Genomic DNA, 22,802 nt, shown 5'->3' on the forward strand with positions numbered 1-22,802 from the left:
CCAAGCTGAGTGCGGGTATCAGCTTGGAGGTGCGTTTATTTTTTCAGCCGTATGACAAGGTCGGCATCAGGTGTGACAAATACGGTATGCTGGCTGTCATAGGTGACAAATCCGGGTTTTGCGCCGTTTGGCTTTTTCACATGTCTGATTTTTGTATAATCAACAGGCACGGAGCCGGAATCTTTCGCCTTGGAAAAATAAGCGGCGATCGCAGCTGCTTCCAATATGGATTGTTCATCGGGATCGCTGCTTTTAATCACAACGTGGGATCCCGGTATGTCTTTCGTGTGGAACCATACATCATCCCTTGCGGCGGCTTTTGTCGTTAAATACTCATTTTGTTTATTGTTTTTGCCGACCAGGATCGTCAATCCCTGTGAAGATTCATACTGCTCCAAAACAGGAACGTGCTGTTTCTGTTTTTTCTGTCCTCTCTGCTGTTTCGGACGCAGATATTTGCCTTCAACAAGCTCCTCCCTTATTTCGTGAATATCCTTTGTGGAAGCGGAGGAAAGCTGCTGAATCAGCTGGTCGAAATAAGCGATTTCCTCCTCGGCCAGACGGATCTGTTCTTTTACAACCTCAACGGAATTTTTCGCTTTTTGATACTTTGTAAAATACATCTGCGCGTTTTCTGACGGTGTTTTGTTCGGATTTAAAGGGATGGCCACCGTCGGACTCTCTTCATCATAATAATTGATGACATTCGCTTCTTTGTCACCTTTTTTCAGCATATACAAATTCGCCGTCAGCAGCTCGCCGTATAACTGAAATTCTTTCGCGTTCTCTGAGTAGTCCAGCGTCTTTTCCAGCTTTTTAATCTTATTGGCGTTCTTTTTCCGTTCATTTGCGACAAACCGCTCGAGATCTTGAGCCTGCTGTTTGACGCGGTCGCGCTCCGCTTTGCCGAAATAAAACCGGTCTAACAGCTCACTCAGTGAGTGAAAGGTGCGCTCCTCTCCATTTACATGCGTGAGAGACAGAAGATAAAAGTATTCCTTTCCGGCTGCTGTCGTAATGTTCGGTGTAAACCTGCAATCCTTCACGGCATGGAACATGTCTGTCAGCGTCTTTGGCAGCGTTATTTTGTTCGCGAGGCCCGCTCTGTGAACGGCTTCTTTTGCAAACAGCGGAGAAACCCCGGAGAAATGTCTGACAATCTGCTGGTCAAGCCGTCCTTCCTGAAAACTGAGATAACGCAAAATGTCCTCTTCGTCCGCGGCCAGCGGTGAAATTTTTTCCTGAGCGGGAGGGAGCTTGTAATCATAGCCCGGCAGAACGGTCCGGTAGCTGTTCATCGATGGAGATAAATGCTTCAGCCCGTCGATGATGGCTCCTTCTCCGTCAGTCAGAATAATATTGCTGTGCCGTCCCATAATTTCAACATACAGCGTTCTTACGGTCTCGTCGCCGATTTCATTTCTGCTTTTTATGCGGAATATCATAATCCGGTCTAATCCGGCCTGTTCTATTTTCTCAATAAATCCGCCTTCTATATGCTTTCTGAGCAGCATACAAAACATCGGGGGCTCGCTCGGATTCTCATAGGCCTGATTCGTCATGTGCACCCGTGAATAGCTCGGATGCGCCGATAATAATAATTTATGGTTTTTTCCGTTAGCGCGGATATGGAATATCACATCGTGCTTAAAAGGCTGATGGACTCTCGTAATCCGGCCTCCGGCGATCCGGCTGTTTAATTCATGTGTCATTCCGTATGTAAACATGCCATCAAAAGACATATAAAACACCCTTTCCTTCTTCCTGCATTCGATAATTATAGCATGAAAAGGGACGAGTCAGAATAAGCTTGTTTGTAGAGTGACATCTCTAAAGCGAGCAGGGGGAGTGGACGAGAAGAATGAAGTTTCATGAAATGGGACAAACCGATTTACTGAAAGCAACAAATACGTCCATTAAACAGGGATTGACCGAAAAAGAGGTGAAAAAACGCCTTGAAAAGCACGGACCGAACGAGCTTCAGGAGGGCAAGAGGACACCGGCGATCGTCGTGTTTTTCGCCCAATTTAAGGATTTTATGGTGCTCGTGCTGTTGGTGGCAACCTTAATTTCCGGGTTTTTAGGCGAATATGTAGATGCCATAGCTATTATGGCGATTGTATTTGTCAATGGGGTGCTCGGTTTTTTCCAAGAGAGGCGGGCGGAAAAATCTTTACATGCATTAAAAGAATTGTCAACGCCGTATGTGTCAGCATTACGGGACGGGAGCTGGAAGAAAATTCAGTCCAAGGAGCTCGTTCCCGGCGATATCGTGAAATTTACAAGCGGCGACCGGATTGGCGCGGATGTGAGGATCGTTGAAGCGAAGAGCCTTGAAATTGAAGAATCGGCGCTGACCGGGGAATCAATTCCGGTTGTCAAACAAGCTGATAAGCTGAGAAAACCGGATGTTTCTTTAGGCGATATTAATAATATGGCGTTTATGGGTACGATCGTGACGCGCGGCAGCGGTGTCGGCGTCGTCGTCGGTACAGGAATGAATACGGCAATGGGGAAAATCGCCGATATGCTGGAATCCGCAGGCAACCTTTCAACACCGCTGCAGCGAAGACTTGAAGAGCTCGGCAAAATTTTAATCATCATCGCGCTGCTTTTGACGGTATTGGTCGTTGCGGTCGGCGTCTTACAGGGACATGAGCTTTACAGTATGTTTTTGGCCGGGGTGTCATTGGCGGTCGCTGCGATTCCGGAAGGGCTTCCCGCTATTGTCACGGTGGCTTTATCAATCGGCGTCCAGCGCATGATTAAACAAAAATCAATTGTCAGAAAGCTCCCGGCAGTTGAAACATTGGGCTGCGCCTCTGTCATTTGTTCTGACAAAACCGGCACGCTGACACAAAACAAAATGACCGTCACCCATATGTGGTCAGGCGGAAAAACATTTAAAGTGTCAGGCATCGGCTATGAGCCAGCGGGTGAGTTCACGTGTGATGAGCGGGAAATCAAGCCGAAAGATGAGAAGATTCTTGAACAGATGCTGGTTTTTGGCGCATTATGCAATACGTCAGAAATTGAACTGAAAGACGGTCATTATGTGCTTGACGGCGATCCGACAGAAGGTGCGCTGCTGACGGCTGCGAGAAAAGGCGGCTATTCAAACGACTGGCTCAGTGAACAATACCGGGTGGTTGCCGAGTTTCCGTTTGACTCCGTCCGCAAAATGATGACCGTCATCGTAGAAGATAAAGAAAAAAAGCAGTTCGTCATTACCAAAGGAGCGCCCGATGTGCTGATTGACCGTTCGTCACATATGATGCACGGCGGCAGAAGCGCGCCTTTTTCAGGAGAAATGAAAACAGAAACAGAAACGATCCTGAAAGAGCTGGCATCGCAAGCCCTCCGGACGATCGCGATTGCTTATAAACCGCTTAAGTCCGGCGAAAAGCCGACAATGGAGCAGGCGGAAAAAAATCTGACGATGCTCGGTTTGTCAGGCATGATTGATCCGCCGCGTCCGGAGGTCAGACAGGCCATTAAAGAATGCCGTGAAGCAGGCATTAAAACGGTAATGATTACAGGTGATCACGTCGAAACGGCAAAGGCAATTGCAAAAGATTTGCGGCTTCTTCCGAAAAAAGGACGTGTGATGGACGGCAAGACGCTGAATAAGCTTTCGGAGAAAGAGCTTATCGAGACGGTCGATGATATCTACGTATTCGCCCGTGTGTCACCTGAACATAAATTAAAAATCGTCAAAGCGTTCCAGGAAAACGGACACGTCGTCGCCATGACGGGTGACGGGGTAAATGACGCACCAGCCATAAAGCAGGCTGATATCGGCGTTGCCATGGGCGTGACGGGAACGGATGTGGCGAAGGAAGCCTCCTCTCTCATTCTTGTAGATGATAACTTCGCCACAATTAAATCAGCCATAAAAGAGGGGAGAAATATCTATGAAAATATAAGAAAATTCGTCCGGTATTTGCTCGCCTCCAACGTCGGTGAAATTTTAGTCATGCTGTTTGCGATGCTTCTCGCTCTGCCGCTGCCGCTCGTTCCGATTCAGATCTTGTGGGTGAACTTAGTGACTGACGGGCTGCCGGCGATGGCGCTCGGTATGGATCAGCCGGAAGATGACCTGATGAGGCGGAAGCCGCGGCATCCGAAAGAAGGGGTATTTGCGAGAAAACTGGGCTGGAAAGTCGTCTCAAGAGGGTTTTTGATCGGGGCCGCAACCATTTTAGCGTTTATCATCGTCTATCACCGCAACCCTGAAAATCTGCCGTATGCACAGACCGTCGCATTCGCGACTCTTGTCCTCGCTCAGCTTATACACGTGTTTGACTGCCGGAGCGAAACATCTGTTTTTTCCCGGAATCCGTTTGAAAATATCTATCTGCTCGGCGCCATCGTTTCTTCTATTTTCCTGATGGTCATCGTCATCTATTATCCGCCGCTGCAGCCTATTTTCAAAACAGTGCCGATTACGCCGGGCGATTGGATGCTTATTGTCGGTATGTCGGGCATACCTACTTTTTTGCTGGCGGGTTCACTTTTGACAAGAAAAAAATAATTCCATATGATATAATCTTAGGGGTAATAGCATGTCTATTGCCCTTTTATTTTGATAACGGGAAAGAATTGGGTGTTTCATATGATACGGAGTATGACAGGCTTCGGCAGCGCAAGCAGCACAAAAGGCGATCTCTCGGCAACCGTTGAATTGAAATCCGTCAATTACCGGTTCAAAGAAGTGAACGCCCGTCTGCCACGGCCTTTGCTATATGTAGAGGATAAGCTGAAACAAATGATATTGCAGCATATACAGCGCGGAAGAGTAGAGCTGTTTCTCACTGTAAACAGTGACGCGCTCATAAAAAGAAGCCTGAAAATTGATTGGGAGCTCCTTGATGAATATGTGAGCGCCGCACGTGTCATGAAAGAGCGCTACAGTCTGGCCGCGGAACCCGATGCAATGGATTTCTTTACTTTTGAACATATTGCGCAGATTCACGAAGAGCAGATGCGTGATGACAAGCTTGAAGAAGTCATCAGGGAAGCCGCTGAACTTGCGGTAAAGGAACTTTGTGACATGAGGGAAAAAGAAGGCCGGCTTTTGGCGGAAGACTGTTTTCTGCACATTGGGCGGCTTGAGACGCTGTCCGAACAGGTGAAAGACCGCGCTTCGGCCGTTGTTATGCATTACCGCGAGCGCCTTTACGCCCGCATGAAGGAATGGACGGAGGACGCACTCGACGAAAGCAGGCTGGTCACGGAATGCGCCATTTTCGCCGACCGTTCTGATATTACGGAAGAAATTACCAGATTGAAGAGCCATTTTGTTCAATTCCGTGATATATTAAAAGAAGGCGGGGCAGTCGGACGCAAACTTGATTTCCTCGTGCAGGAGCTTAACCGCGAAGCGAACACGATCGGCTCAAAAGCCAATGATCATCAAATCACAAAGCTTGTCGTGGAAATGAAAAGTTCTATTGAAAAATTGAAGGAACAAGTGCAAAATATAGAATAGCGACTGTGCGTATTGTTTACAGACGGTCTCTTCGGGTTACACTAGAGACGTCTATTTTACAGGGGGAACGTAGAAGATGACGATTAAACTGATTAATATCGGATTTGGCAATATCATCTCCGCCAATCGGATGATTTCGATTGTCAGCCCGGAGTCTGCGCCAATAAAGCGAATGATTCAGGATGCAAGAGACCGCGGAATGCTAATAGACGCTACATACGGACGAAGAACCCGTGCAGTTGTCGTCATGGATAGTGATCACATTATCTTATCTGCCGTCCAGCCTGAGACAGTTGCACACAGACTTTCTGTGAAAGAAGAAATTATGGATGAAGGGCAGGGGTAATTGCCGCATGAAAGAAAGAGGGTTATTAATCGTTCTCTCAGGTCCCTCAGGAGTTGGAAAAGGAACGGTTCGGCAAGCAATATTTTCACAAGAAGACACGAAATTTGAATACTCAATTTCAGTCACGACGAGAAACCCGAGAGAGGGCGAGGTCGACGGCGTCGATTATTTCTTTAAATCAAGAGATGAATTCGAACGCATGATTGAAAACAACAAACTGCTTGAGTGGGCGGAATATGTCGGCAACTATTACGGAACGCCCGTCGATTATGTCGAACAGACGCTTCAAGAAGGAAAAGACGTCTTCTTAGAGATTGAAGTGCAGGGCGCGCTCCAAGTGCGGAATGCATTTCCGGAAGGCCTGTTTATCTTCTTAGCGCCGCCGAGTCTTTCTGAGCTGAAAAACAGAATCGTGACAAGAGGAACTGAAACCGACGATTTAATTGAAAACAGAATGAAGGCCGCAAAAGCTGAAATCGAAATGATGGACGCGTATGATTATGTCGTGGAAAACGATGATATCCAAACGGCTTGTGATAAGGTTAACGCAATTGTTCTCGCCGAGCACTTAAAGCGTGAACGCGTTGCTCCGAGATATAAGAAAATGCTGGAGGTAGAATAACTTATGTTAGATCCGTCAATTGACTCTTTAATGAATAAATTAGATTCTAAATATACGCTGGTCACTGTGTCTGCAAGACGCGCGCGCGAAATGCAGATCAAAAAAGACCAGCAGATTGAACATACTATTTCTCACAAATATGTAGGCAAAGCTTTGGAAGAAATTGACGCGGGCCTGCTTTCGTTTGAAAGAGAAGACAGCGAATAACAAGCACACGTAGCAACCTATCTCTACATAGGTTGTTATTTTTTTCCGTTTAGGATTTGTCCAATGTTTTCATAAAGGGGAGAAGACTTCATGAAAAACCGAAACATTCTGCTATGCGTCAGCGGAGGGATTGCCGTTTATAAAGCTTCTGCGCTTACCAGCAAACTGGTTCAGGCCGGTGCGAACGTAAAAGTGATTATGACTGAGTCCGCGCGTGAGTTTGTTTCTCCGCTGACATTTCAGGCGCTGAGCCGGAATGAAGTGTATACAGATACATTTAAAGAACAAAATCCGAAGGTTATTTCGCATATAGATGCCGCTGACTGGGCGGATTTAATCATTGTCGCACCCGCTACGGCAAACGTCATCGGCAAGCTTGCCAACGGAATTGCCGACGATATGCTCACAACGACGGTGCTGGCAGCGGAGGCCCCGGTCTGGGTGGCGCCTGCGATGAATGTCCATATGTATGATCATCCGGCGGTGAAGCGGAACATCTCCGTGCTTTATCAGGACGGCGTCCGCTTTATCGAGCCGAGTGAAGGCTATTTGGCATGCGGATATGTCGGCAAAGGAAGATTAGAGGAGCCGGAGCTTATTGTTGAGCGTGTCAGAGAGCATTTTAAGAAACCTGAAGACGATGCGCCGCTGAAAGGAAAACATATTGTCATTACAGCCGGCCCGACGCGCGAAGCAGTGGACCCCGTCCGTTTTTTCACAAATAAATCCACCGGCAAAATGGGCTATGCCGCTGCCGAAGCTGCCGTCCGTCTCGGTGCGCGGGTGACGCTGATTTCAGGCCCGGTGTCGTTAGAGCCGCCTCGGGGGCTGTATCAGTTCCTTCCGGTGCAATCAGCAGCAGATATGAGAGAAGCCGTGCTTTCTGTGTTTGATTCATGCGACATCGTGATTAAGACGGCGGCCGTGGCCGATTTTACGCCGGCGGCTGTTTCTGATCACAAAATGAAGAAGAAAGACGGTTCACTCGTGATCGAATTCAACCGTACGGCAGACATACTGAAAGAACTGGGCGAACGGAAAACACACCAGCTTCTGGTCGGATTCGCGGCTGAAACGCAAGACGTCGAACGCTATGCGCGCAGAAAACTCGAACAGAAAAACCTTGATATGATCGTTGCGAATGATGTGAAAGCCGAAGGAGCGGGGTTTGGCACAGATACGAATGTCGTCACCTTCTATTTCCGGGACGGAAGAAAACGGGAGCTTGCGCTTATGTCTAAACTTGACGTTTCCTTTGAAATGCTGAAGGAAATGACCGCTTTGAAAGCAGAGGACCAAAAACCCGTATGAATGTGGCAGAAGTCATTGTCGATGTCAGCTCCAAAAACATTGACAGGCCCTTTGATTACAAAATTCCCGATCATTTAAGAGGGATGATCGAAGTCGGCATGCGGGTGATTGTCCCGTTCGGCCCGCGCAAGCTTCAAGGGTTCGTGACCGGTTTGAAAGATTCGTCTGAATTAAACGGCGGGCAAATGAAGGAAGTCGAGAAGCTTCTTGATTTGACACCCGTTCTGACGGAAGAGCTGATGCAGCTGTCTTCATGGCTTTCTGACAAAACGCTATCGTTTAAAATCACGGCACTACAGGCAATGCTGCCGGCCGCACTGAAGGCGAAGTACGAGAAAGAGCTGAAAGTCGTTGACGAAGAAGCGCTGACACCGGACATCAGGCAGCTTTTCAGAAATCAGAAGAGCCTTCTGTACTCAGATATTACCGATGAACGTATTCTTTCGGCACTGCAAAAATTCGTGCGCAAAGGAAGCATTGATGTCACCTATAAAGTCGCCCAGAAAACGAATAAAAAAATGATCCGCATGATTGAGGCGGGGGCAGACAAAGAAGAACTCGCCCGGCACGCAGATTCATTGACAAAACAGGCTTTTAAACAGCTTGCCGTGCTTACTTATTTTATTGACGGGGGAGCAAAAATTTCCGCGGCTGACCTTTGCCAAAAGACCGATTCCAGTTCAGCGACGCTGAAAACGCTTCTTAAAAAGGGGCTTCTTACGGAAAGCTTTGAGGAGGTTTACCGCGATCCTTATCAGGACAGAATGTTCAAAAAAACAGAGCCTCTCTCTCTTACTGAAGAGCAGCATGCCGCTTTTGAGCCGATTAAGAAGGCCGTAGCCGATCATGTTCATCACGTCTTTCTGCTTCACGGTGTGACAGGGAGCGGCAAAACGGAAATTTACCTGCAGTCTATCGAAAAGGTGCTGGCTAAAGGAAAAGAAGCCATCGTGCTTGTTCCGGAAATCTCATTGACGCCGCAAATGGTCAATCGTTTTAAAGGCCGCTTCGGCTCACAGGTTGCGGTCATGCACAGCGGATTATCAACAGGTGAAAAATACGATGAATGGCGCAAAATTCAGCGTAAGGAAGTAAAGCTCGTCGTCGGAGCCAGATCGGCTATCTTTGCCCCATTTGAAAATCTCGGCATGATCATTATTGATGAAGAGCACGAATCCTCCTATAAGCAGGAGGAAATGCCGCGGTACCATGCAAAAGACGTAGCCATCCGCAGGGCCGAGCATCACAGCTGTCCGGTCGTCCTCGGGAGCGCCACGCCGACATTGGAGTCATTTGCACGGGCCAAAAAAGGCGTTTATGAGCTGCTTCCGTTAAAACACCGCGTAAATCGCCAGCTCATGCCGGATGTATCTCTCGTTGATATGAGAGAAGAACTGCGAAACGGCAACAGATCGATGTTTTCAAAAGAGCTGATGGAACAGCTGGAGGAGAAGCTTGCGAAAAAAGAGCAGGCCGTTCTCTTTCTGAATAAACGGGGATATTCTTCGTTTGTGATGTGCCGGGACTGCGGTTATGTGCCCCAATGTCCGCATTGCGACATTTCAATGACCTATCACCGCTACGGACAAAGGCTGAAATGCCATTACTGCGGCCATGAGGAGCCTGTTCCGGGAACGTGCCCGGAATGCGGCAGTGAGCATATCCGCTTTTTCGGCACGGGAACGCAGCGTGTAGAGGAGGAGCTTACCAAAGTGCTGCCTCAGGCGCGCGTGATCAGGATGGATGTGGACACGACCTCAAGAAAAGGCGCTCATGAAAAGCTATTGTCAGCTTTCGGTGAAGGAAAAGCGGATATCCTGCTCGGTACGCAAATGATCGCAAAAGGGCTTGATTTTCCGAACGTGACGCTCGTCGGAGTATTAAGCGCAGATACGACGCTTCACATCCCTGATTTCAGGGCGGCGGAGAAGACATTTCAGCTGTTGACGCAGGTAAGCGGACGGGCCGGGCGGCATGAAAAGCCGGGAACGGTAGTCATACAAACGTACACACCGTCTCATTACAGCATTCAGCTGACGAAAACGCATGACTATGAAACTTTCTTTCAGCAGGAGATGGCGCACAGGCGGGCCCAGTCATATCCGCCTTATTATTACGTGGCGCTGGTGACCGTTTCTCATGAAGAAGCCGCAAAAGCCGCGGTCACCGCTGAAAAGATTACAAACTATTTAAGAGCGGGATGCGGACCGGACACGAAAATTCTCGGGCCGGCGGCTTCCCCGATTGCCAGGATCAAAGATAGATATCGCTATCAATGCGTGATAAAATACAGACAGGAAAACGAGTTGCAGATTCAGTTGAAAAAAATTCTGGAGCATTATAAACGCGACATTGCGCAAAAGCATGTAATGATTTCAATTGATATGAATCCGTACATGCTGATGTAACATTAGTTTTGGAGGGCAAAATTTTGGCTGTGAAAAAAATCGTCACACACCCGGCGGAGGTTCTGGAAACACCTGCCGAAGAAGTGACAGTGTTTGATAAAAAATTAAAAAAACTGCTTGATGACATGTACGATACGATGCTCGAAATGGATGGCGTCGGCCTTGCCGCGCCGCAAATCGGCATTTTAAAAAGAGCGGCCGTCGTGGATATCGGTGAAGAAAGCGGCCGGATCGATCTTGTAAATCCGGTCATTCTTGAAAAGAGCGGTGAACAGATCGGAGTCGAGGGCTGCTTAAGCTTTCCGGGAGTATACGGTGAGGTCACCCGCCCCGATTACGTAAAGGTGAAAGCTTATGACCGTAAAGGAAAACCGTTTATTGTAGAAGCGGAAGGTTTTTTGGCCAGGGCCATCCAGCATGAAATGGATCATTTAGAAGGCATTTTATTCACATCAAAAATCACGGCTTACTACACTGAAGAAGAACTGGCAGAAATGGAAGGATGATTGGATGACAAGGATCGTTTTTATGGGAACACCCGACTTTTCAGTTCCCGTGCTGCGCACACTTATTGAAGACGGATATGAAGTGGCAGGGGTCGTTACGCAGCCTGACCGCCCGAAAGGCAGAAAAAAAATCATGACGCCTCCTCCTGTAAAGGCTGAAGCTGAACGCCACGGTATTCCCGTGCTTCAGCCCGAAAAAGTAAGGCTTGAAGAAGAAATAGAAAAAGTGCTCAGCCTGAAGCCGGACCTGATTGTTACGGCGGCATTCGGACAGATTTTGCCCAAGCAGCTGCTGGACGGCCCGAAATACGGCTGTATCAACGTGCACGCTTCACTTCTGCCTGAATTAAGAGGCGGAGCGCCGATACATTATTCGATTCTTCAAGGCAAAAAGAAAACGGGCGTGACGATCATGTATATGGTTGAAAAGCTTGATGCGGGCGATATGATTTCTAAAATCGAAGTGGAAATTGATGAAACAGATAACGTCGGCACGCTCCACGACAAATTAAGCGTAGCGGGGGCGAAGCTTTTGTCAGAGACCGTTCCGAACGTCATTTCCGGAAATATTAAACCGATCAGGCAGGACGAATCAAAAGCGACTTACGCGCCTAACATTAAGCGCGAGCAGGAGCGGATTGATTGGACAAAGCCCGGAGAAGACATTTACAACCAGATCAGAGGCTTAAACCCTTGGCCTGTCGCCTATACAACGTTGAACGGACAAAACATCAAAGTGTGGGCATCTGAAAAAGTTGCGGCCAATACTGAAGCAGCGCCGGGAACTGTCATCCGTGCGGAGCAAAACGGCATTGTCGTTGCATCAGGAAACGGCACCGCCCTTTTGATCACAGAGCTGCAGCCGGCGGGAAAAAAACGGATGAAGGGCGAGGATTTTGTAAGAGGCAAAAATGTGCAGTCCGGTGACGTGTTAGGAGCAGCAGATGAAGAAAATTAATGTCCGGGAGCTTGCCCTTGAAGCGCTTGAAAAGCTTGAGCAAAATCAGGCATACAGCAACCTGCTTCTTACATCGGTTATCAAAACGAACACGCTCAGCGATCAGGACCGAGGACTGCTGACAGAGCTTGTCTACGGAACGCTGCAAAATAAAATCGCTTTAGACTATATGCTGAAGCCTTTTATCCGCAAGCCGAATAAGGTGAAGCCATGGGTGATTCAGCTGCTGCGTCTGTCCGCATATCAAATGGAGTATTTAGAAAAAATTCCGGACCGCGCCGCAATCCATGAAGCGGTTGAAATCGCCAAAAAACGCGGGCATAAGGGCATCGCATCCTTTGTCAACGGCATCCTCCGCTCTCTGCAGCGTGAGGGGGCGCCGTCATTCGCTGAAATCGAAGACCCGGTTCTCCGTCTTTCAACAGAGACGAGCCATCCCGAATGGCTCGTAAAAGAGTGGGTCGAAGCGTACGGCTTTGAGACGGCTGAAAAGATCTGCCGGATTCATCTCGTTCCGCCGAAACAGACGCTCCGTGTCAACCGGATCAAGGCTGACAAGGAAACGCTGCTGAATGAGATGGAGAATGCTGGTCTGGAAGCGGAAGCCGGAGACCTTTCTCCTGATGCGATTAAGCTTTTAAAAGGAAGCATCGCGAGCACGGAATTTTTCCAAAACGGGCAAGTATCCATTCAGGATGAGAGCTCAATGCTTGTCGCGCGGGCGCTGGATCCGAAACCGGGGGAAACCGTGCTTGACGCATGCGCCGCACCGGGAGGAAAGTCGGCTCACATCGCGGAACTGATGAAGAACGAAGGCAGCCTGACGTCACTTGATCTTCACCGACATAAAGTGAAGCTGATTCAAGAGGGAGCAGAACGGCTCGGACTTACGATCATCGACGCGCAAACGATGGATGCAAGGAAAGCGGGGGACGCTTTTGGCGCAGAACGGTTTGACCGGATTCTCGTTGATGCCCCGTGCTCAGGCTTCGGAGTTATCAGAAGAAAACCCGATATGAAATATACGAAGACGCCGGAGGACAGCAGACGGCTGTCAGAGATCCAGCTCGGCATTTTAAGGGAAATCGCCCCATTAGTAAAAAAAGGTGGCACACTCGTATACAGTACGTGTACAATGGATCGGACAGAAAATGAAGAAGTTATGCATGCGTTTATACAAGAACACCCTGAGTTTGAACCCGATTTGTCTCTTGAAAAGCGGCTGCCTGAAAAGGCGAGACCCTTTGTTCAGGATGGAAGCCTTCAAATTCTTCCGCATTATTTCGGAACAGACGGTTTCTTTATTAGCAGCATGAGAAAGAAGGGATAAAAAATGACACAATTAAAAAAGACAAGCGTACGGAAAGAGCTGCGGACTGAGCAGCCGTCCATTTACTCTTTTGAATTAGATGAAATCAAACAATGGCTGACCGAGAATGGCGAAAAACCGTTCCGAGCAGCACAGATTTTTGAATGGCTGTATGAAAAACGGGTGTCTTCATTTGATGAAATGACAAACCTTTCAAAAAGCCTGCGTGAAAAACTCGAGAGCAATTTTGTGATGACAACGCTGAAAACGGCTGTAAAGCAGACGTCACAAGACGGCACAATGAAATTTTTATTTGAGCTTCATGACGGTTATACAATTGAAACGGTTTTAATGAGACATGAGTATGGCAATTCTGTATGTGTAACGACACAGGTCGGCTGCCGCATCGGCTGCACATTTTGTGCGTCAACGCTCGGCGGATTGAAACGGAATCTTGAAGCGGGAGAAATCGTCGCTCAAGTCGTGAAAGTGCAAAAGGCGCTTGATGAAACGGATGAACGCGTCAGCTCAGTCGTTATCATGGGTATCGGAGAGCCGTTTGATAATTTCAATGAAATGCTCGCTTTCTTAAAAATCATTAACCATGATAAAGGGCTGAACATCGGAGCGCGTCATATTACGGTTTCCACAAGCGGCATCATTCCGAAGATATACGATTTCGCAGATCAAAAAATGCAGATCAATTTCGCGATTTCTCTGCATGCCCCGAATACGGAGATCAGAAGCCGCCTGATGCCGATTAACAAAGCTTATAAGCTTCCTGACCTTATGGAAGCTGTCAAATATTATATTGAGAAAACAGGCAGACGGATCAGCTTTGAATACGGCTTGTTCGGAGGCGTAAATGATCAGGTCGAACACGCAGAAGAGCTTGCAGAACTGTTAAAAGGCGTTAAATGCCATGTCAACTTAATTCCTGTAAACTATGTGCCTGAACGGGATTACGTCCGCACACCGAGAGATCAGATTTTCGCATTCGAAAAAACGTTAAAATCCCGCGGTGTAAATGTCACGATCAGAAGAGAGCAAGGCCATGACATTGACGCGGCCTGCGGTCAGCTTCGCGCGAAGGAGCGTCAAGACGAGACGAGGTGAAGAGGTTGATTACAGCCTTGAAAACAGATACAGGTAAAGTCCGCCAGCATAATGAAGATGCGGCGGGCATTTTCACAAAAGAAGAAGCGGCGCTTGCGGTTGTCGCCGACGGCATGGGCGGTCACCTAGCCGGAGATGTGGCGAGCAGGATGGCGGTTGCAGCGATGGAAGAGCAGTGGAACCAAGCTGAAACGGTTCCTTCACTGCCATCTGATTGCGAGGTTTGGCTGAAAGACCGGATTCATGAGGCGAATGCCAAGGTATATGACCACGCTAAAGCGAATGAAGAATGCCGGGGAATGGGCACAACCGTTGTCTGCGCCTTATTCACGGGGAAATTTGTCACTGTCGCCCATATCGGAGACAGCCGGTGCTACCTGCTTCAAGACGGGGAATTCACTCAGCTGACTGAAGACCATTCGCTTGTGAATGAGCTGGTCAAGACGGGAGAAATTTCAAAAGAGGACGCCGAGCATCATCCGCGGAAAAATGTACTGACGAGAGCGCTGGGGACTGATGAAACCATCAGCCCCGACGCCCGTTCGTTTGAGCTTTCTGACGGCGATCAGCTGCTTTTATGCTCTGACGGACTGTCAAATAAAATAGAAGATCACGAGATCAAACAAATGCTTCAAGCCGAATCTGCGCCTCAGGAAAAGGTAGACCTTCTCATCAGCAAAGCGAATCAAAACGGCGGCGAGGACAACATCACGGCTGTATTGATTGAGCTTTCCGCAGATGCAAAAGAGGGTGAAGACAAGTGCTAACCGGCAAGCGGATCAGCGGGCGTTATCATATCCTCCGGCCCATTGGCGGCGGCGGAATGGCGAACGTTTTTTTAGCTGAGGACATCATTCTCGAACGTGAAGTCGCAATTAAGATTCTGCGGTTTGACTTTGTGAATGACATTGATTTTATCAGGCGTTTCAGAAGAGAAGCACAGTCGGCATCAAGCCTTGATCATCCGAATATCGTCAGTATTTACGATATCGGGGAGGAAGGCGACATTTATTATATTGTCATGGAATATGTGGAAGGCATGACGTTAAAGGAATACATAACCGCACACGGACCGCTTCATCCGAAAGAAGCGCTGTCTGTTATGGAGCAGATCGTCTCAGCCATCGCCCATGCCCATCATAACCATATCGTGCACCGGGATATCAAACCGCACAATATTTTGATAGATCATTTAGGACATATTAAGGTGACGGATTTCGGCATCGCCACAGCTCTCACTTCGACGACAATCACACATACGAATTCTGTGCTCGGCTCGGTTCATTATTTGTCTCCGGAGCAGGCGAGAGGCGGTCTGGCAACGAAAAAATCGGATATTTACGCGCTCGGCATCGTGCTGTTTGAGCTTTTAACAGGCAAAATGCCTTTTGACGGAGAATCAGCCGTCAGCATTGCGTTAAAGCACCTGCAAGCAGAAACGCCTTCCGCCAGAAAGTGGAACCCTTCCATTCCGCAGAGCGTGGAAAACATTATTTTAAAGGCAACCGCCAAAGACCCGTTTCACCGCTATGAAAGCGCAGAGGACATGGAAGCGGACATCAGAACGGCTTTTGACGCCGGCAGGCTGAATGAACAAAAATTCTCCGTGCAGGATGATGAGGAAATGACGAAAGCGATTCCCGTTATTACTGACGGTGCGATAGCCGCGCCGCAGGCGGAAACGCCGGCAGAGACGGATGATAAAGAACAGCCGTCCGCCAAAAAGAAGAAACGGAAATGGCCGTGGGTTTTGCTGGCTGTCTGCTTTATTTTCATAATGGCGGCTGTTCTTGCGGTCACCGTGTTCCCGTCTTTGTTTATGCCAAAAGAGGTAAGCGTCCCCGATGTACGGGGCATGAAGTACGAAAAAGCGGAAGCCCTGCTTGAAAAGAACGGCCTCCAAGCGGATCCTGATATGACGGACATTGAAGATGAAAAAATCGAAGAGGGATTAATGGTCAAAACTGATCCGAAAGCGGGTTCTGCCGTTAAAGAAGGCTCTTCTGTAAAACTGTACAAAAGCATCGGGAAACCGAAAACCCGGCTGATTGACGTGAAAGGCCGGCCGATCGATGATGCGAAAAAAACGCTTAAGGATAAAGGCTTCAAACATGTCAATGTAAAAGAAGAGAACGATGACAGTGCGGCTGGCACTGTAATTGATCAGAACCCATCAGCCGGCACCGACATGGTCGCAAGTGATGATGAAGTCAGCTTAACAGTCAGCCTCGGACCGGCGGACGTTACGCTGAGAGACTTAAAAACATACAGCAAAGAAGCGGCTTCCGGGTATCTTGAAGATAACGGCCTGCAGCTTGTTGAAAAGGAAGCTCACTCAGATGACGTGCCTGAGGGACAGGTCATGAAGCAAGAGCCGTCAGCCGGCACTGCGGTTAAGCCGGGAAGTGATGTTGAAGTAACGTTTTCGCTCGGGCCTGAAGAAAAACCGGCCAAAACGGTAAAAGAAAAAATCAGCATCCCCTACGAACCCGAACATGAAGGGGACGAGCTCGAAGTGCAAATCGCCATCGATGATAAAGACCACAGCATCTCTGATACGTATGATTCGTTTAAAATAAAAGAACCGACTGAAAAAACAATTGAACTGAAGATTGATCAGGGACAGAAGGGGTATTATCAAGTGATGGTCGATCATAAAGTCGTCAGCTACAAAACGATTGAATACCCGAAAGATAATGACTGACAAGGAGGGACCGTATGCCTGAGGGCAAAATTATTAAAGCGTTAAGCGGATTCTATTATGTCCTGGATGAATCACAGGACAAGATCATTCAATGCAGAGGCCGGGGCATTTTCAGAAAGAATAAAATAACGCCTCTGGTCGGCGATTATGCCGTTTATCAGGCTGAAAATGATAAAGAAGGCTACCTGTTGGAAATCAAAGAACGAACAAACGAGCTGGTCAGGCCGCCGATATCAAATGTGGACCAGGCCGTTCTCGTCTTTTCCGCCGTTCAGCCGGCGTTCAGCACGTCCTTATTGGACCGGTTTCTCGTTCTTGTGGAAGCCAACGGCATTCACCCGATCATCTGCATAACAAAAATGGACTTAGCTTCAGACGGGGAATCGAAAGAGAAGATTCTATCTTACATGAAAGACTATCAGGCGATCGGTTATGACGTATATGTGACGTCGTCAAAAGAAAACAGCGGCTTAACAGGCATTGTGAAACACTTCGCGAATAAAACCACGGTGTTTGCCGGGCAGTCCGGAGTCGGAAAATCTTCGCTTTTAAATGCGATCAGCCCGGAGCTTGAGCTGAAAACAAACGAGATTTCCACTCATTTAGGACGCGGGAAACATACGACACGCCATGTAGAGCTCATTCATACATCAGGCGGTCTTGTGGCGGATACTCCGGGGTTCAGTTCGCTTGAATTCACCGGCATTGAGAAAGAAGAGCTGGGCAGCACGTTCCCTGAGATCAGAGAAATAAGCGCCTCATGCAAATTCAGAGGCTGTCTGCATCTGAAGGAGCCGAAATGCGCGGTAAAGCAAGCGGTGGAAGAAGGAGACATTCAGCCGTACCGCTATGAGCATTACAAAGAATTTATGCAGGAAATAAAAGAGAGAAAGCCGAGGTATTAATATGATTAAGGTTGCGCCATCAATTCTTTCCGCCGATTTTGCTTCACTGGGCGAGGAAATTAAAGACGTGGAAAAAGGAGGAGCGGACTATATCCATATTGATGTCATGGATGGCCATTTCGTCCCTAACATTACAATCGGACCGCTTATCGTTGAAGCCGTCCGTCCAGTGACTGATCTGCCGCTGGATGTCCATCTTATGATTGAAAACCCGGACCGCTACATCCCAGCATTTGCAAAAGCCGGTGCGGACATCCTTTCCGTTCACGCTGAGGCGTGTCCGCATCTTCACCGGACCATTCAATTGATAAAAGAGCAGGGGATAAAAGCGGGAGTTGTGCTCAATCCGCATACGCCCGTTCAAATCATTGAACATGTGATCGATGAGTTGGACCTTGTGCTGTTAATGACGGTGAACCCCGGTTTTGGAGGTCAGCGCTTTATTCACTCGGTTCTTCCGAAAATCCGTCAAGTCAAACAGATGGCAGAGGAGAAAGGCCTCTCTGAACTTTTAATCGAGGTGGACGGGGGCGTTAATAAAGAAACAGCTCCTTTATGCGCTGAAGCGGGCGCTAATCTGCTTGTTGCCGGGTCCGCCGTATATAATCAGCCGGATCGGAAAAAAGCCATCGCTGAGATCCGAAACGCAGAATAAACATGCTGATAAAGAGCCCGGTGAAAGCCGCCGGCTCTTTTCGCGTCTGAGAGGGAAAGGAAAACATATGAAGACAATCAATATCGTTGCGGGCGGCCCTCGGGAGTTTATTCCCGATCTGTCCGAGTACACAGACGGAGATACGACGTGGGTCGGAGTGGATAAAGGGACGGTCGCTCTTTTGGAGGCCGGAATCGTTCCGCAGGAAGCTTTCGGTGATTTTGACAGCATTACGGAAGAAGAGCTCCTGCAGATTCAAAAAGCGGCGCCGGCCCTCCATGTGTATCAGGCGGAAAAAGATTATACCGATCTTGAACTCGCTCTTGACTGGGCTTTACAAAAAGAACCGGAGAACATTCGGATATTCGGTGTGACGGGCGGAAGAGCAGATCACTTTTTAGGGAACATTCAGCTTTTGTATAAAGCTTTAAATAAGGATACGGTTGTCAAGCTGATCGACCGGCAGAATGAGATTCAGATGTTCGAACCCGGCCGCTATACAATTGAAGAAAAAGTGCGCAGACGCTATATTTCTTTTATTCCGTTTTCGGAAGCCGCAGACGGCCTGACACTCATCGGTTTTAAATATCCCCTGGATAATTGTCATATTCCCCTGGGTTCCACACTATGTATTAGTAACGAACTCATTCATTCACGAGGTACTTTTTCGTTTGCAAAAGGCATATTAATAATGGTAAGGAGCGCGGATTAGAAAAGCGGCTTCTGCCATATGCGGAAAAAACCATGAATCCTAAAGTGATGAACGCAGCGGATACGGGACTTATAGGAGGGGACAAAATGAAATTTTATACCATTAAATTGCCGAAGTTTTTAGGAGGAATTGTCCGGGCGATGCTGGGCTCATTTAGAAAAGAGTAAGCCCAAGAAGCTGAATTGCCCTCTTTGAACGCATAAAAAACGCCTGCCGCATAAAAGGGCAGGCGTTCATTTTTGCTTATACACGCTCAACTTTACCGGATTTTAAAGCCCGGGCAGATACATACACTTTTTTAGGTTTGCCGTCAACGAGGATGCGGACCTTTTGAAGGTTGGCGCCCCAAGTACGCTTAGAAGCGTTCATTGCGTGAGAACGGTTGTTTCCGGCTTTTGTTTTTTTACCTGTAATAAAACATTTACGTGCCATTTGTTTCCCTCCTAACTGCGCGAAACATCTTTTCAAACATAGTGTCTCAGATGCTTTCGTTATACAATACTTTAAATAATTTACCACAGCTAAAAACCGTTTGCAACTATTGTTTCCCTTACTTTCAAGAAAAATCACTTGACATGTAAAACCAATCACATCTCCCGCGCTGAAGCGCCGCTTCTGTATCTTTTCTTTTCATAATGGGATACATATAGTAGAATAATGATAACTCTATGCACCTGAAGGAGGAACCTGTGTGTCCATTGAAATGAAGACAAAATACGGACAGATTGATATATCCAACGAAGTCATCGCAATGGTTGCCGGAGGCGCTGCCATTGACTGTTACGGAATAGTGGGGATGGCCTCCAAAAACCAGATTAAAGACGGTTTGTCTGAAATCCTCCGGAAAGAGAACTTCGCAAGAGGCGTACATGTCCGTCAGGAATCAGAACAAATACATATCGACATGTACATTATTGTCAGCTACGGCACTAAAATATCCGAAGTAGCTCACAATGTTCAGACGAAGGTAAAATACACAGTAAATCAAACAATCGGACTTGCAGTTGATTCTGTAAATATTTATGTCCAAGGCGTACGAGTAACGAACCCGTAGTGAGGAGGATGAGTATTGTCTAGACGAAACTTAGATGGGAGAGCTTTTGCGGCAATGATTCTGGCGGGGGCTGAGACATTGTCTCAAAACGCATCCGCGGTGGATGCGCTGAATGTGTTTCCCGTGCCGGACGGCGATACCGGAACAAACATGAATTTATCGATGTCATCAGGTGCAAGAGAGGTAGAGCACCTTGACTCACCTGACATCGGCAAAGTCGGCATCGCCCTGTCAAAAGGCCTGCTTATGGGAGCGAGAGGAAACTCAGGGGTGATCTTGTCCCAATTATTCAGAGGCTTCACAAAGAGCATTGAAAACAAAAAAGAAATAAACGCCCAAGAATTTGCCGCTGCACTCCAAGCGGGAGTGGATATGGCATATAAGGCGGTCATGAAACCGGTTGAAGGAACGATTTTAACCGTGGCGAAGGATGCGGCTAAAAAAGCGGTCGCCTCGGCCAAAGAAGAAACCGATATCATTGCGGTCATGGAGACTGTTATTGAAGAAGCGGAAGCGTCGCTGAACCGCACGCCGGACCTGCTGCCTGTTTTAAAGGACGTCGGTGTCGTTGACAGCGGCGGAAAAGGTCTGCTTTGTGTATATGAAGGCTTTTTGGCCTCCTTAAAAGGAGAGTCCGTACCGAAAAAAGCGGTTCTTCCGGCTCTGGATGATATGGTGAATGCCGAGCATCATAAAAGCGCGCAGAGCATGCTGAGTACAGAAGACATTGAATTCGGATTCTGTACGGAAGTGATGGTAAGGCTGGATCAAGATAAACGGACGTTCAAGGAAGAAACGTTCAGAAACGAACTGAGCCGTTACGGCGATTCATTGCTGGTTGTAGCTGATGATACGCTGGCGAAAGTTCACATTCATGCCGAAGAACCCGGGAACGTGCTCAATCTTGCACAGCGTTACGGCGATTTAATTAAAATCAAAATTGAAAACATGAGGGAGCAGCATACTTCCATTATCAGCCAAGAACATGATGAAAAAAAGCCGGCCGGCGTTATGAAAGAAGCCCGCAAGCCTTTTGGAATCGTGACCGTGGCAATGGGAGAAGGCATTTCTGAACTGTTTACGAGCATCGGCGCTTCACACGTAATCGAAGGCGGCCAGACAATGAATCCGAGCACGGAAGATATTGTGGAAGCCGTTCAGTCTGTCAATGCGGAAACGGTTTTCATTCTTCCGAACAATTCAAATATTGTGATGGCTGCCAATCAAGCGGCGAGTGTGGCTGAAGAAAATGTAATTGTCATTCCGGCAAAAACGGTGCCGCAAGGTATGACCGCCCTGCTTGCGTTTAACCCTGACCAGCCGGCTGATGTAAATGAAGCCAATATGCTTGAGGCCATCCGGAATGTGAAAAGCGGACAGGTGACATATTCAGTCAGAGACACCCATATTGACGGAAAGGATATTAAAAAAGGTGATTTTATCGGCATTTTAAACAGTTCGATTATCGGCAGCGCCGAAGATCGGATAAGTGCGGCGAAATTGCTGCTGGATGAAATGATCGGGGAAGAAGATGAAATCGTCACCATCCTGTACGGAGAAGACGCGCCGGAAGAAGAAGCTGAGAAACTCGCAGAATATATTACAAGCGTCTGTGAAGATATCGAGGTTGAAATCCATAACGGCAGACAGCCTCTGTACCCATATATAATTGCGGCAGAATAGAAGGGCTTATCAGGCCCTTCTATTCTTATGCCTATATTTACCTGCGGCAGTGCGGCAGTGCGCCTGCTTGCCAATTTATAAATGTTCAATTAGTCTAAAGAAAAGCGCTGAATCAAGTGATGTTAAGGAGGAACAAACCAGCATGAAATATAGAAGCGTTTTTGATATTATCGGCCCGGTAATGATCGGTCCGTCCAGTTCACATACCGCAGGCGCCGCCCGTATCGGCAGAGTGGCCAGAAGCTTATTCAGGCGGGAGCCCCGCCGGATTGTTGTGTCTTTTTACGGATCATTTGCAGAAACGTATAAGGGCCACGGCACTGATGTCGCGATTATCGGCGGCCTGCTTGATTTTGATACATTTGATGAGCGGATTAAAACAGCGATTCAAATTGCTGAAGACAAGGGCATATATATAGAGTTCCGCACAGAGGATGCTGTGCCCGTTCATCCGAATACGGCGCGTATCGTCATTTCTGATGATGAAGGGGAGCTTGCCCTTACCGGTATTTCAATCGGCGGCGGAAAAATAGAAATTACGGAGCTTAACGGTTTTGAGCTGCGTCTTTCCGGAAACCATCCGGCTATTTTAGTCGTTCATAATGATAAATTCGGCACGATTGCAGGCGTTGCCAATGTGCTTGCGAAATTCTCCATCAACGTCGGACATATGGAAGTGGCGCGCAAGGATGTCGGACAGCTTGCGCTGATGACGATTGAAGTCGATCAGAATATTGAAGAAGAAGTGCTGGACGAACTTTCAACACTTCCGAATATTATACAGGTTACTAAGATAGCTGACTAAAAAGTCAGGA

Annotated in this window: 22 protein-coding genes; 20 read left to right on the forward strand and 2 right to left on the reverse strand. The window is 47.9% G+C overall.

The annotated features are described in order from the left end of the window. Window positions 1–35: 35 nt before the first annotated feature. Window positions 36–1,742, reverse strand: a complete 1,707-nt coding sequence (locus MHH91_RS08320) for an Rqc2 family fibronectin-binding protein (RefSeq protein ID WP_014470418.1) — start codon at window positions 1,740–1,742, stop codon at window positions 36–38. 119 nt (window positions 1,743–1,861) lie between these two features. On the opposite strand from MHH91_RS08320, the gene MHH91_RS08325 reads away from it, so the two are divergent. From MHH91_RS08325 to spoVM, 17 genes are all read left to right on the forward strand, one after another. Then, on the forward strand, window positions 1,862–4,534 hold the full coding sequence (locus MHH91_RS08325; protein WP_014470417.1) for a calcium-translocating P-type ATPase, SERCA-type: 2,673 nt from the start codon (window positions 1,862–1,864) through the stop codon (window positions 4,532–4,534). A gap of 81 nt (window positions 4,535–4,615) precedes the next feature. Further along, on the forward strand, window positions 4,616–5,491 hold the full coding sequence (locus MHH91_RS08330) for a YicC/YloC family endoribonuclease (protein WP_014470416.1): 876 nt from the start codon (window positions 4,616–4,618) through the stop codon (window positions 5,489–5,491). Window positions 5,492–5,567: 76 nt separating this feature from the next. Next, window positions 5,568–5,837, forward strand: coding sequence for an extracellular matrix/biofilm regulator RemA (gene remA, locus MHH91_RS08335; protein WP_003154355.1), 270 nt, complete (start codon window positions 5,568–5,570; stop codon window positions 5,835–5,837). A 7-nt stretch (window positions 5,838–5,844) separates the two neighbouring features. Further along, window positions 5,845–6,459, forward strand: a complete 615-nt coding sequence (gmk, locus tag MHH91_RS08340; RefSeq protein ID WP_014471821.1) for a guanylate kinase — start codon at window positions 5,845–5,847, stop codon at window positions 6,457–6,459. Window positions 6,460–6,462: 3 nt separating this feature from the next. After that, window positions 6,463–6,666: a DNA-directed RNA polymerase subunit omega gene (gene rpoZ / locus MHH91_RS08345; protein ID WP_003154346.1), complete on the forward strand. Its 204-nt coding sequence runs from the start codon at window positions 6,463–6,465 to the stop codon at window positions 6,664–6,666. A 90-nt stretch (window positions 6,667–6,756) separates the two neighbouring features. Continuing rightward, entirely contained in the window at window positions 6,757–7,977 is a 1,221-nt protein-coding gene (gene coaBC, locus MHH91_RS08350; RefSeq protein WP_014470413.1) for a bifunctional phosphopantothenoylcysteine decarboxylase/phosphopantothenate--cysteine ligase CoaBC, read from the forward strand. Next, the gene (gene priA / locus MHH91_RS08355; RefSeq protein WP_014470412.1) at window positions 7,974–10,385 is read left to right on the forward strand and encodes a primosomal protein N'; all 2,412 of its coding nucleotides are present in this window, start codon (window positions 7,974–7,976) and stop codon (window positions 10,383–10,385) included. Before coaBC ends, priA begins: the two co-directional genes overlap by 4 nt. Before the next feature lie 23 nt (window positions 10,386–10,408). Then, on the forward strand, window positions 10,409–10,891 hold the full coding sequence (def, locus tag MHH91_RS08360; protein WP_013352215.1) for a peptide deformylase: 483 nt from the start codon (window positions 10,409–10,411) through the stop codon (window positions 10,889–10,891). Window positions 10,892–10,895: 4 nt separating this feature from the next. Next, window positions 10,896–11,849 (forward strand): methionyl-tRNA formyltransferase, encoded by a 954-nt coding sequence (fmt, locus tag MHH91_RS08365; RefSeq protein WP_013352216.1) that lies wholly within the window; start codon window positions 10,896–10,898, stop codon window positions 11,847–11,849. After that, window positions 11,836–13,179 carry a 16S rRNA (cytosine(967)-C(5))-methyltransferase RsmB gene (gene rsmB, locus MHH91_RS08370; protein WP_013352217.1) on the forward strand — a complete coding sequence of 448 codons (1,344 nt, stop codon included), beginning with the start codon at window positions 11,836–11,838 and terminating at the stop codon, window positions 13,177–13,179. The genes fmt and rsmB overlap by 14 nt, the downstream gene beginning before the upstream one ends. Before the next feature lie 3 nt (window positions 13,180–13,182). Then, window positions 13,183–14,274 carry a 23S rRNA (adenine(2503)-C(2))-methyltransferase RlmN gene (rlmN, locus tag MHH91_RS08375; RefSeq protein ID WP_014470411.1) on the forward strand — a complete coding sequence of 364 codons (1,092 nt, stop codon included), beginning with the start codon at window positions 13,183–13,185 and terminating at the stop codon, window positions 14,272–14,274. A gap of 5 nt (window positions 14,275–14,279) precedes the next feature. Then, window positions 14,280–15,041 carry a Stp1/IreP family PP2C-type Ser/Thr phosphatase gene (locus tag MHH91_RS08380; RefSeq protein WP_014470410.1) on the forward strand — a complete coding sequence of 254 codons (762 nt, stop codon included), beginning with the start codon at window positions 14,280–14,282 and terminating at the stop codon, window positions 15,039–15,041. Then, window positions 15,035–16,978, forward strand: a complete 1,944-nt coding sequence (gene pknB / locus MHH91_RS08385; RefSeq protein WP_014470409.1) for a Stk1 family PASTA domain-containing Ser/Thr kinase — start codon at window positions 15,035–15,037, stop codon at window positions 16,976–16,978. The genes MHH91_RS08380 and pknB overlap by 7 nt, the downstream gene beginning before the upstream one ends. 14 nt (window positions 16,979–16,992) lie before the next feature. Continuing rightward, window positions 16,993–17,883 (forward strand): ribosome small subunit-dependent GTPase A, encoded by an 891-nt coding sequence (gene rsgA, locus MHH91_RS08390; protein ID WP_014471823.1) that lies wholly within the window; start codon window positions 16,993–16,995, stop codon window positions 17,881–17,883. A 1-nt stretch (window position 17,884) separates the two neighbouring features. Continuing rightward, window positions 17,885–18,538: a ribulose-phosphate 3-epimerase gene (gene rpe, locus MHH91_RS08395; RefSeq protein ID WP_014470407.1), complete on the forward strand. Its 654-nt coding sequence runs from the start codon at window positions 17,885–17,887 to the stop codon at window positions 18,536–18,538. A gap of 67 nt (window positions 18,539–18,605) precedes the next feature. Beyond that, window positions 18,606–19,250: a thiamine diphosphokinase gene (locus MHH91_RS08400; RefSeq protein ID WP_013352223.1), complete on the forward strand. Its 645-nt coding sequence runs from the start codon at window positions 18,606–18,608 to the stop codon at window positions 19,248–19,250. 86 nt (window positions 19,251–19,336) lie between these two features. Then, on the forward strand, window positions 19,337–19,417 hold the full coding sequence (gene spoVM, locus MHH91_RS08405) for a stage V sporulation protein SpoVM (protein ID WP_003154329.1): 81 nt from the start codon (window positions 19,337–19,339) through the stop codon (window positions 19,415–19,417). A gap of 76 nt (window positions 19,418–19,493) precedes the next feature. On the opposite strand, the gene rpmB is transcribed toward spoVM, so the two are convergent. Next, window positions 19,494–19,682 carry a 50S ribosomal protein L28 gene (rpmB, locus tag MHH91_RS08410; protein WP_003154328.1) on the reverse strand — a complete coding sequence of 63 codons (189 nt, stop codon included), beginning with the start codon at window positions 19,680–19,682 and terminating at the stop codon, window positions 19,494–19,496. Window positions 19,683–19,941: 259 nt separating this feature from the next. Between rpmB and MHH91_RS08415 the strand changes: the two genes are divergently transcribed. The 3 genes from MHH91_RS08415 to sdaAB all read left to right on the forward strand — a co-directional run bounded on the left by MHH91_RS08415 (window position 19,942) and on the right by sdaAB (window position 22,792). After that, entirely contained in the window at window positions 19,942–20,304 is a 363-nt protein-coding gene (locus MHH91_RS08415; protein ID WP_013352224.1) for an Asp23/Gls24 family envelope stress response protein, read from the forward strand. A 15-nt stretch (window positions 20,305–20,319) separates the two neighbouring features. Beyond that, complete coding sequence (locus MHH91_RS08420) at window positions 20,320–21,987, forward strand: DAK2 domain-containing protein (RefSeq protein ID WP_013352225.1); 1,668 nt, start codon at window positions 20,320–20,322, stop codon at window positions 21,985–21,987. A gap of 142 nt (window positions 21,988–22,129) precedes the next feature. Then, a complete protein-coding gene (sdaAB, locus tag MHH91_RS08425) occupies window positions 22,130–22,792 on the forward strand; it encodes an L-serine ammonia-lyase, iron-sulfur-dependent subunit beta (protein WP_013352226.1) in 663 nt (220 codons plus the stop codon). The last annotated feature ends 10 nt before the right edge of the window (window positions 22,793–22,802 follow it).

The sequence above is a fragment of the Bacillus sp. FSL K6-2819 genome (genome assembly GCF_038008305.1).
In the GTDB taxonomy this organism is placed as follows: domain Bacteria; phylum Bacillota; class Bacilli; order Bacillales; family Bacillaceae; genus Bacillus; species Bacillus amyloliquefaciens.

Coding starts and splice junctions, on each gene's coding strand:
- MHH91_RS08320 (WP_014470418.1), bottom strand. CDS start 1,742: ATGTCTTTTGATGGCATGTTTACATACGGAATGACACATGAATTAAAC.
- MHH91_RS08325 (WP_014470417.1), top strand. CDS start 1,862: ATGAAGTTTCATGAAATGGGACAAACCGATTTACTGAAAGCAACAAAT.
- MHH91_RS08330 (WP_014470416.1), top strand. CDS start 4,616: ATGATACGGAGTATGACAGGCTTCGGCAGCGCAAGCAGCACAAAAGGC.
- remA (WP_003154355.1), top strand. CDS start 5,568: ATGACGATTAAACTGATTAATATCGGATTTGGCAATATCATCTCCGCC.
- gmk (WP_014471821.1), top strand. CDS start 5,845: ATGAAAGAAAGAGGGTTATTAATCGTTCTCTCAGGTCCCTCAGGAGTT.
- rpoZ (WP_003154346.1), top strand. CDS start 6,463: ATGTTAGATCCGTCAATTGACTCTTTAATGAATAAATTAGATTCTAAA.
- coaBC (WP_014470413.1), top strand. CDS start 6,757: ATGAAAAACCGAAACATTCTGCTATGCGTCAGCGGAGGGATTGCCGTT.
- priA (WP_014470412.1), top strand. CDS start 7,974: ATGAATGTGGCAGAAGTCATTGTCGATGTCAGCTCCAAAAACATTGAC.
- fmt (WP_013352216.1), top strand. CDS start 10,896: ATGACAAGGATCGTTTTTATGGGAACACCCGACTTTTCAGTTCCCGTG.
- rsmB (WP_013352217.1), top strand. CDS start 11,836: ATGAAGAAAATTAATGTCCGGGAGCTTGCCCTTGAAGCGCTTGAAAAG.
- rlmN (WP_014470411.1), top strand. CDS start 13,183: ATGACACAATTAAAAAAGACAAGCGTACGGAAAGAGCTGCGGACTGAG.
- rsgA (WP_014471823.1), top strand. CDS start 16,993: ATGCCTGAGGGCAAAATTATTAAAGCGTTAAGCGGATTCTATTATGTC.
- rpe (WP_014470407.1), top strand. CDS start 17,885: ATGATTAAGGTTGCGCCATCAATTCTTTCCGCCGATTTTGCTTCACTG.
- MHH91_RS08400 (WP_013352223.1), top strand. CDS start 18,606: ATGAAGACAATCAATATCGTTGCGGGCGGCCCTCGGGAGTTTATTCCC.
- spoVM (WP_003154329.1), top strand. CDS start 19,337: ATGAAATTTTATACCATTAAATTGCCGAAGTTTTTAGGAGGAATTGTC.
- rpmB (WP_003154328.1), bottom strand. CDS start 19,682: ATGGCACGTAAATGTTTTATTACAGGTAAAAAAACAAAAGCCGGAAAC.
- sdaAB (WP_013352226.1), top strand. CDS start 22,130: ATGAAATATAGAAGCGTTTTTGATATTATCGGCCCGGTAATGATCGGT.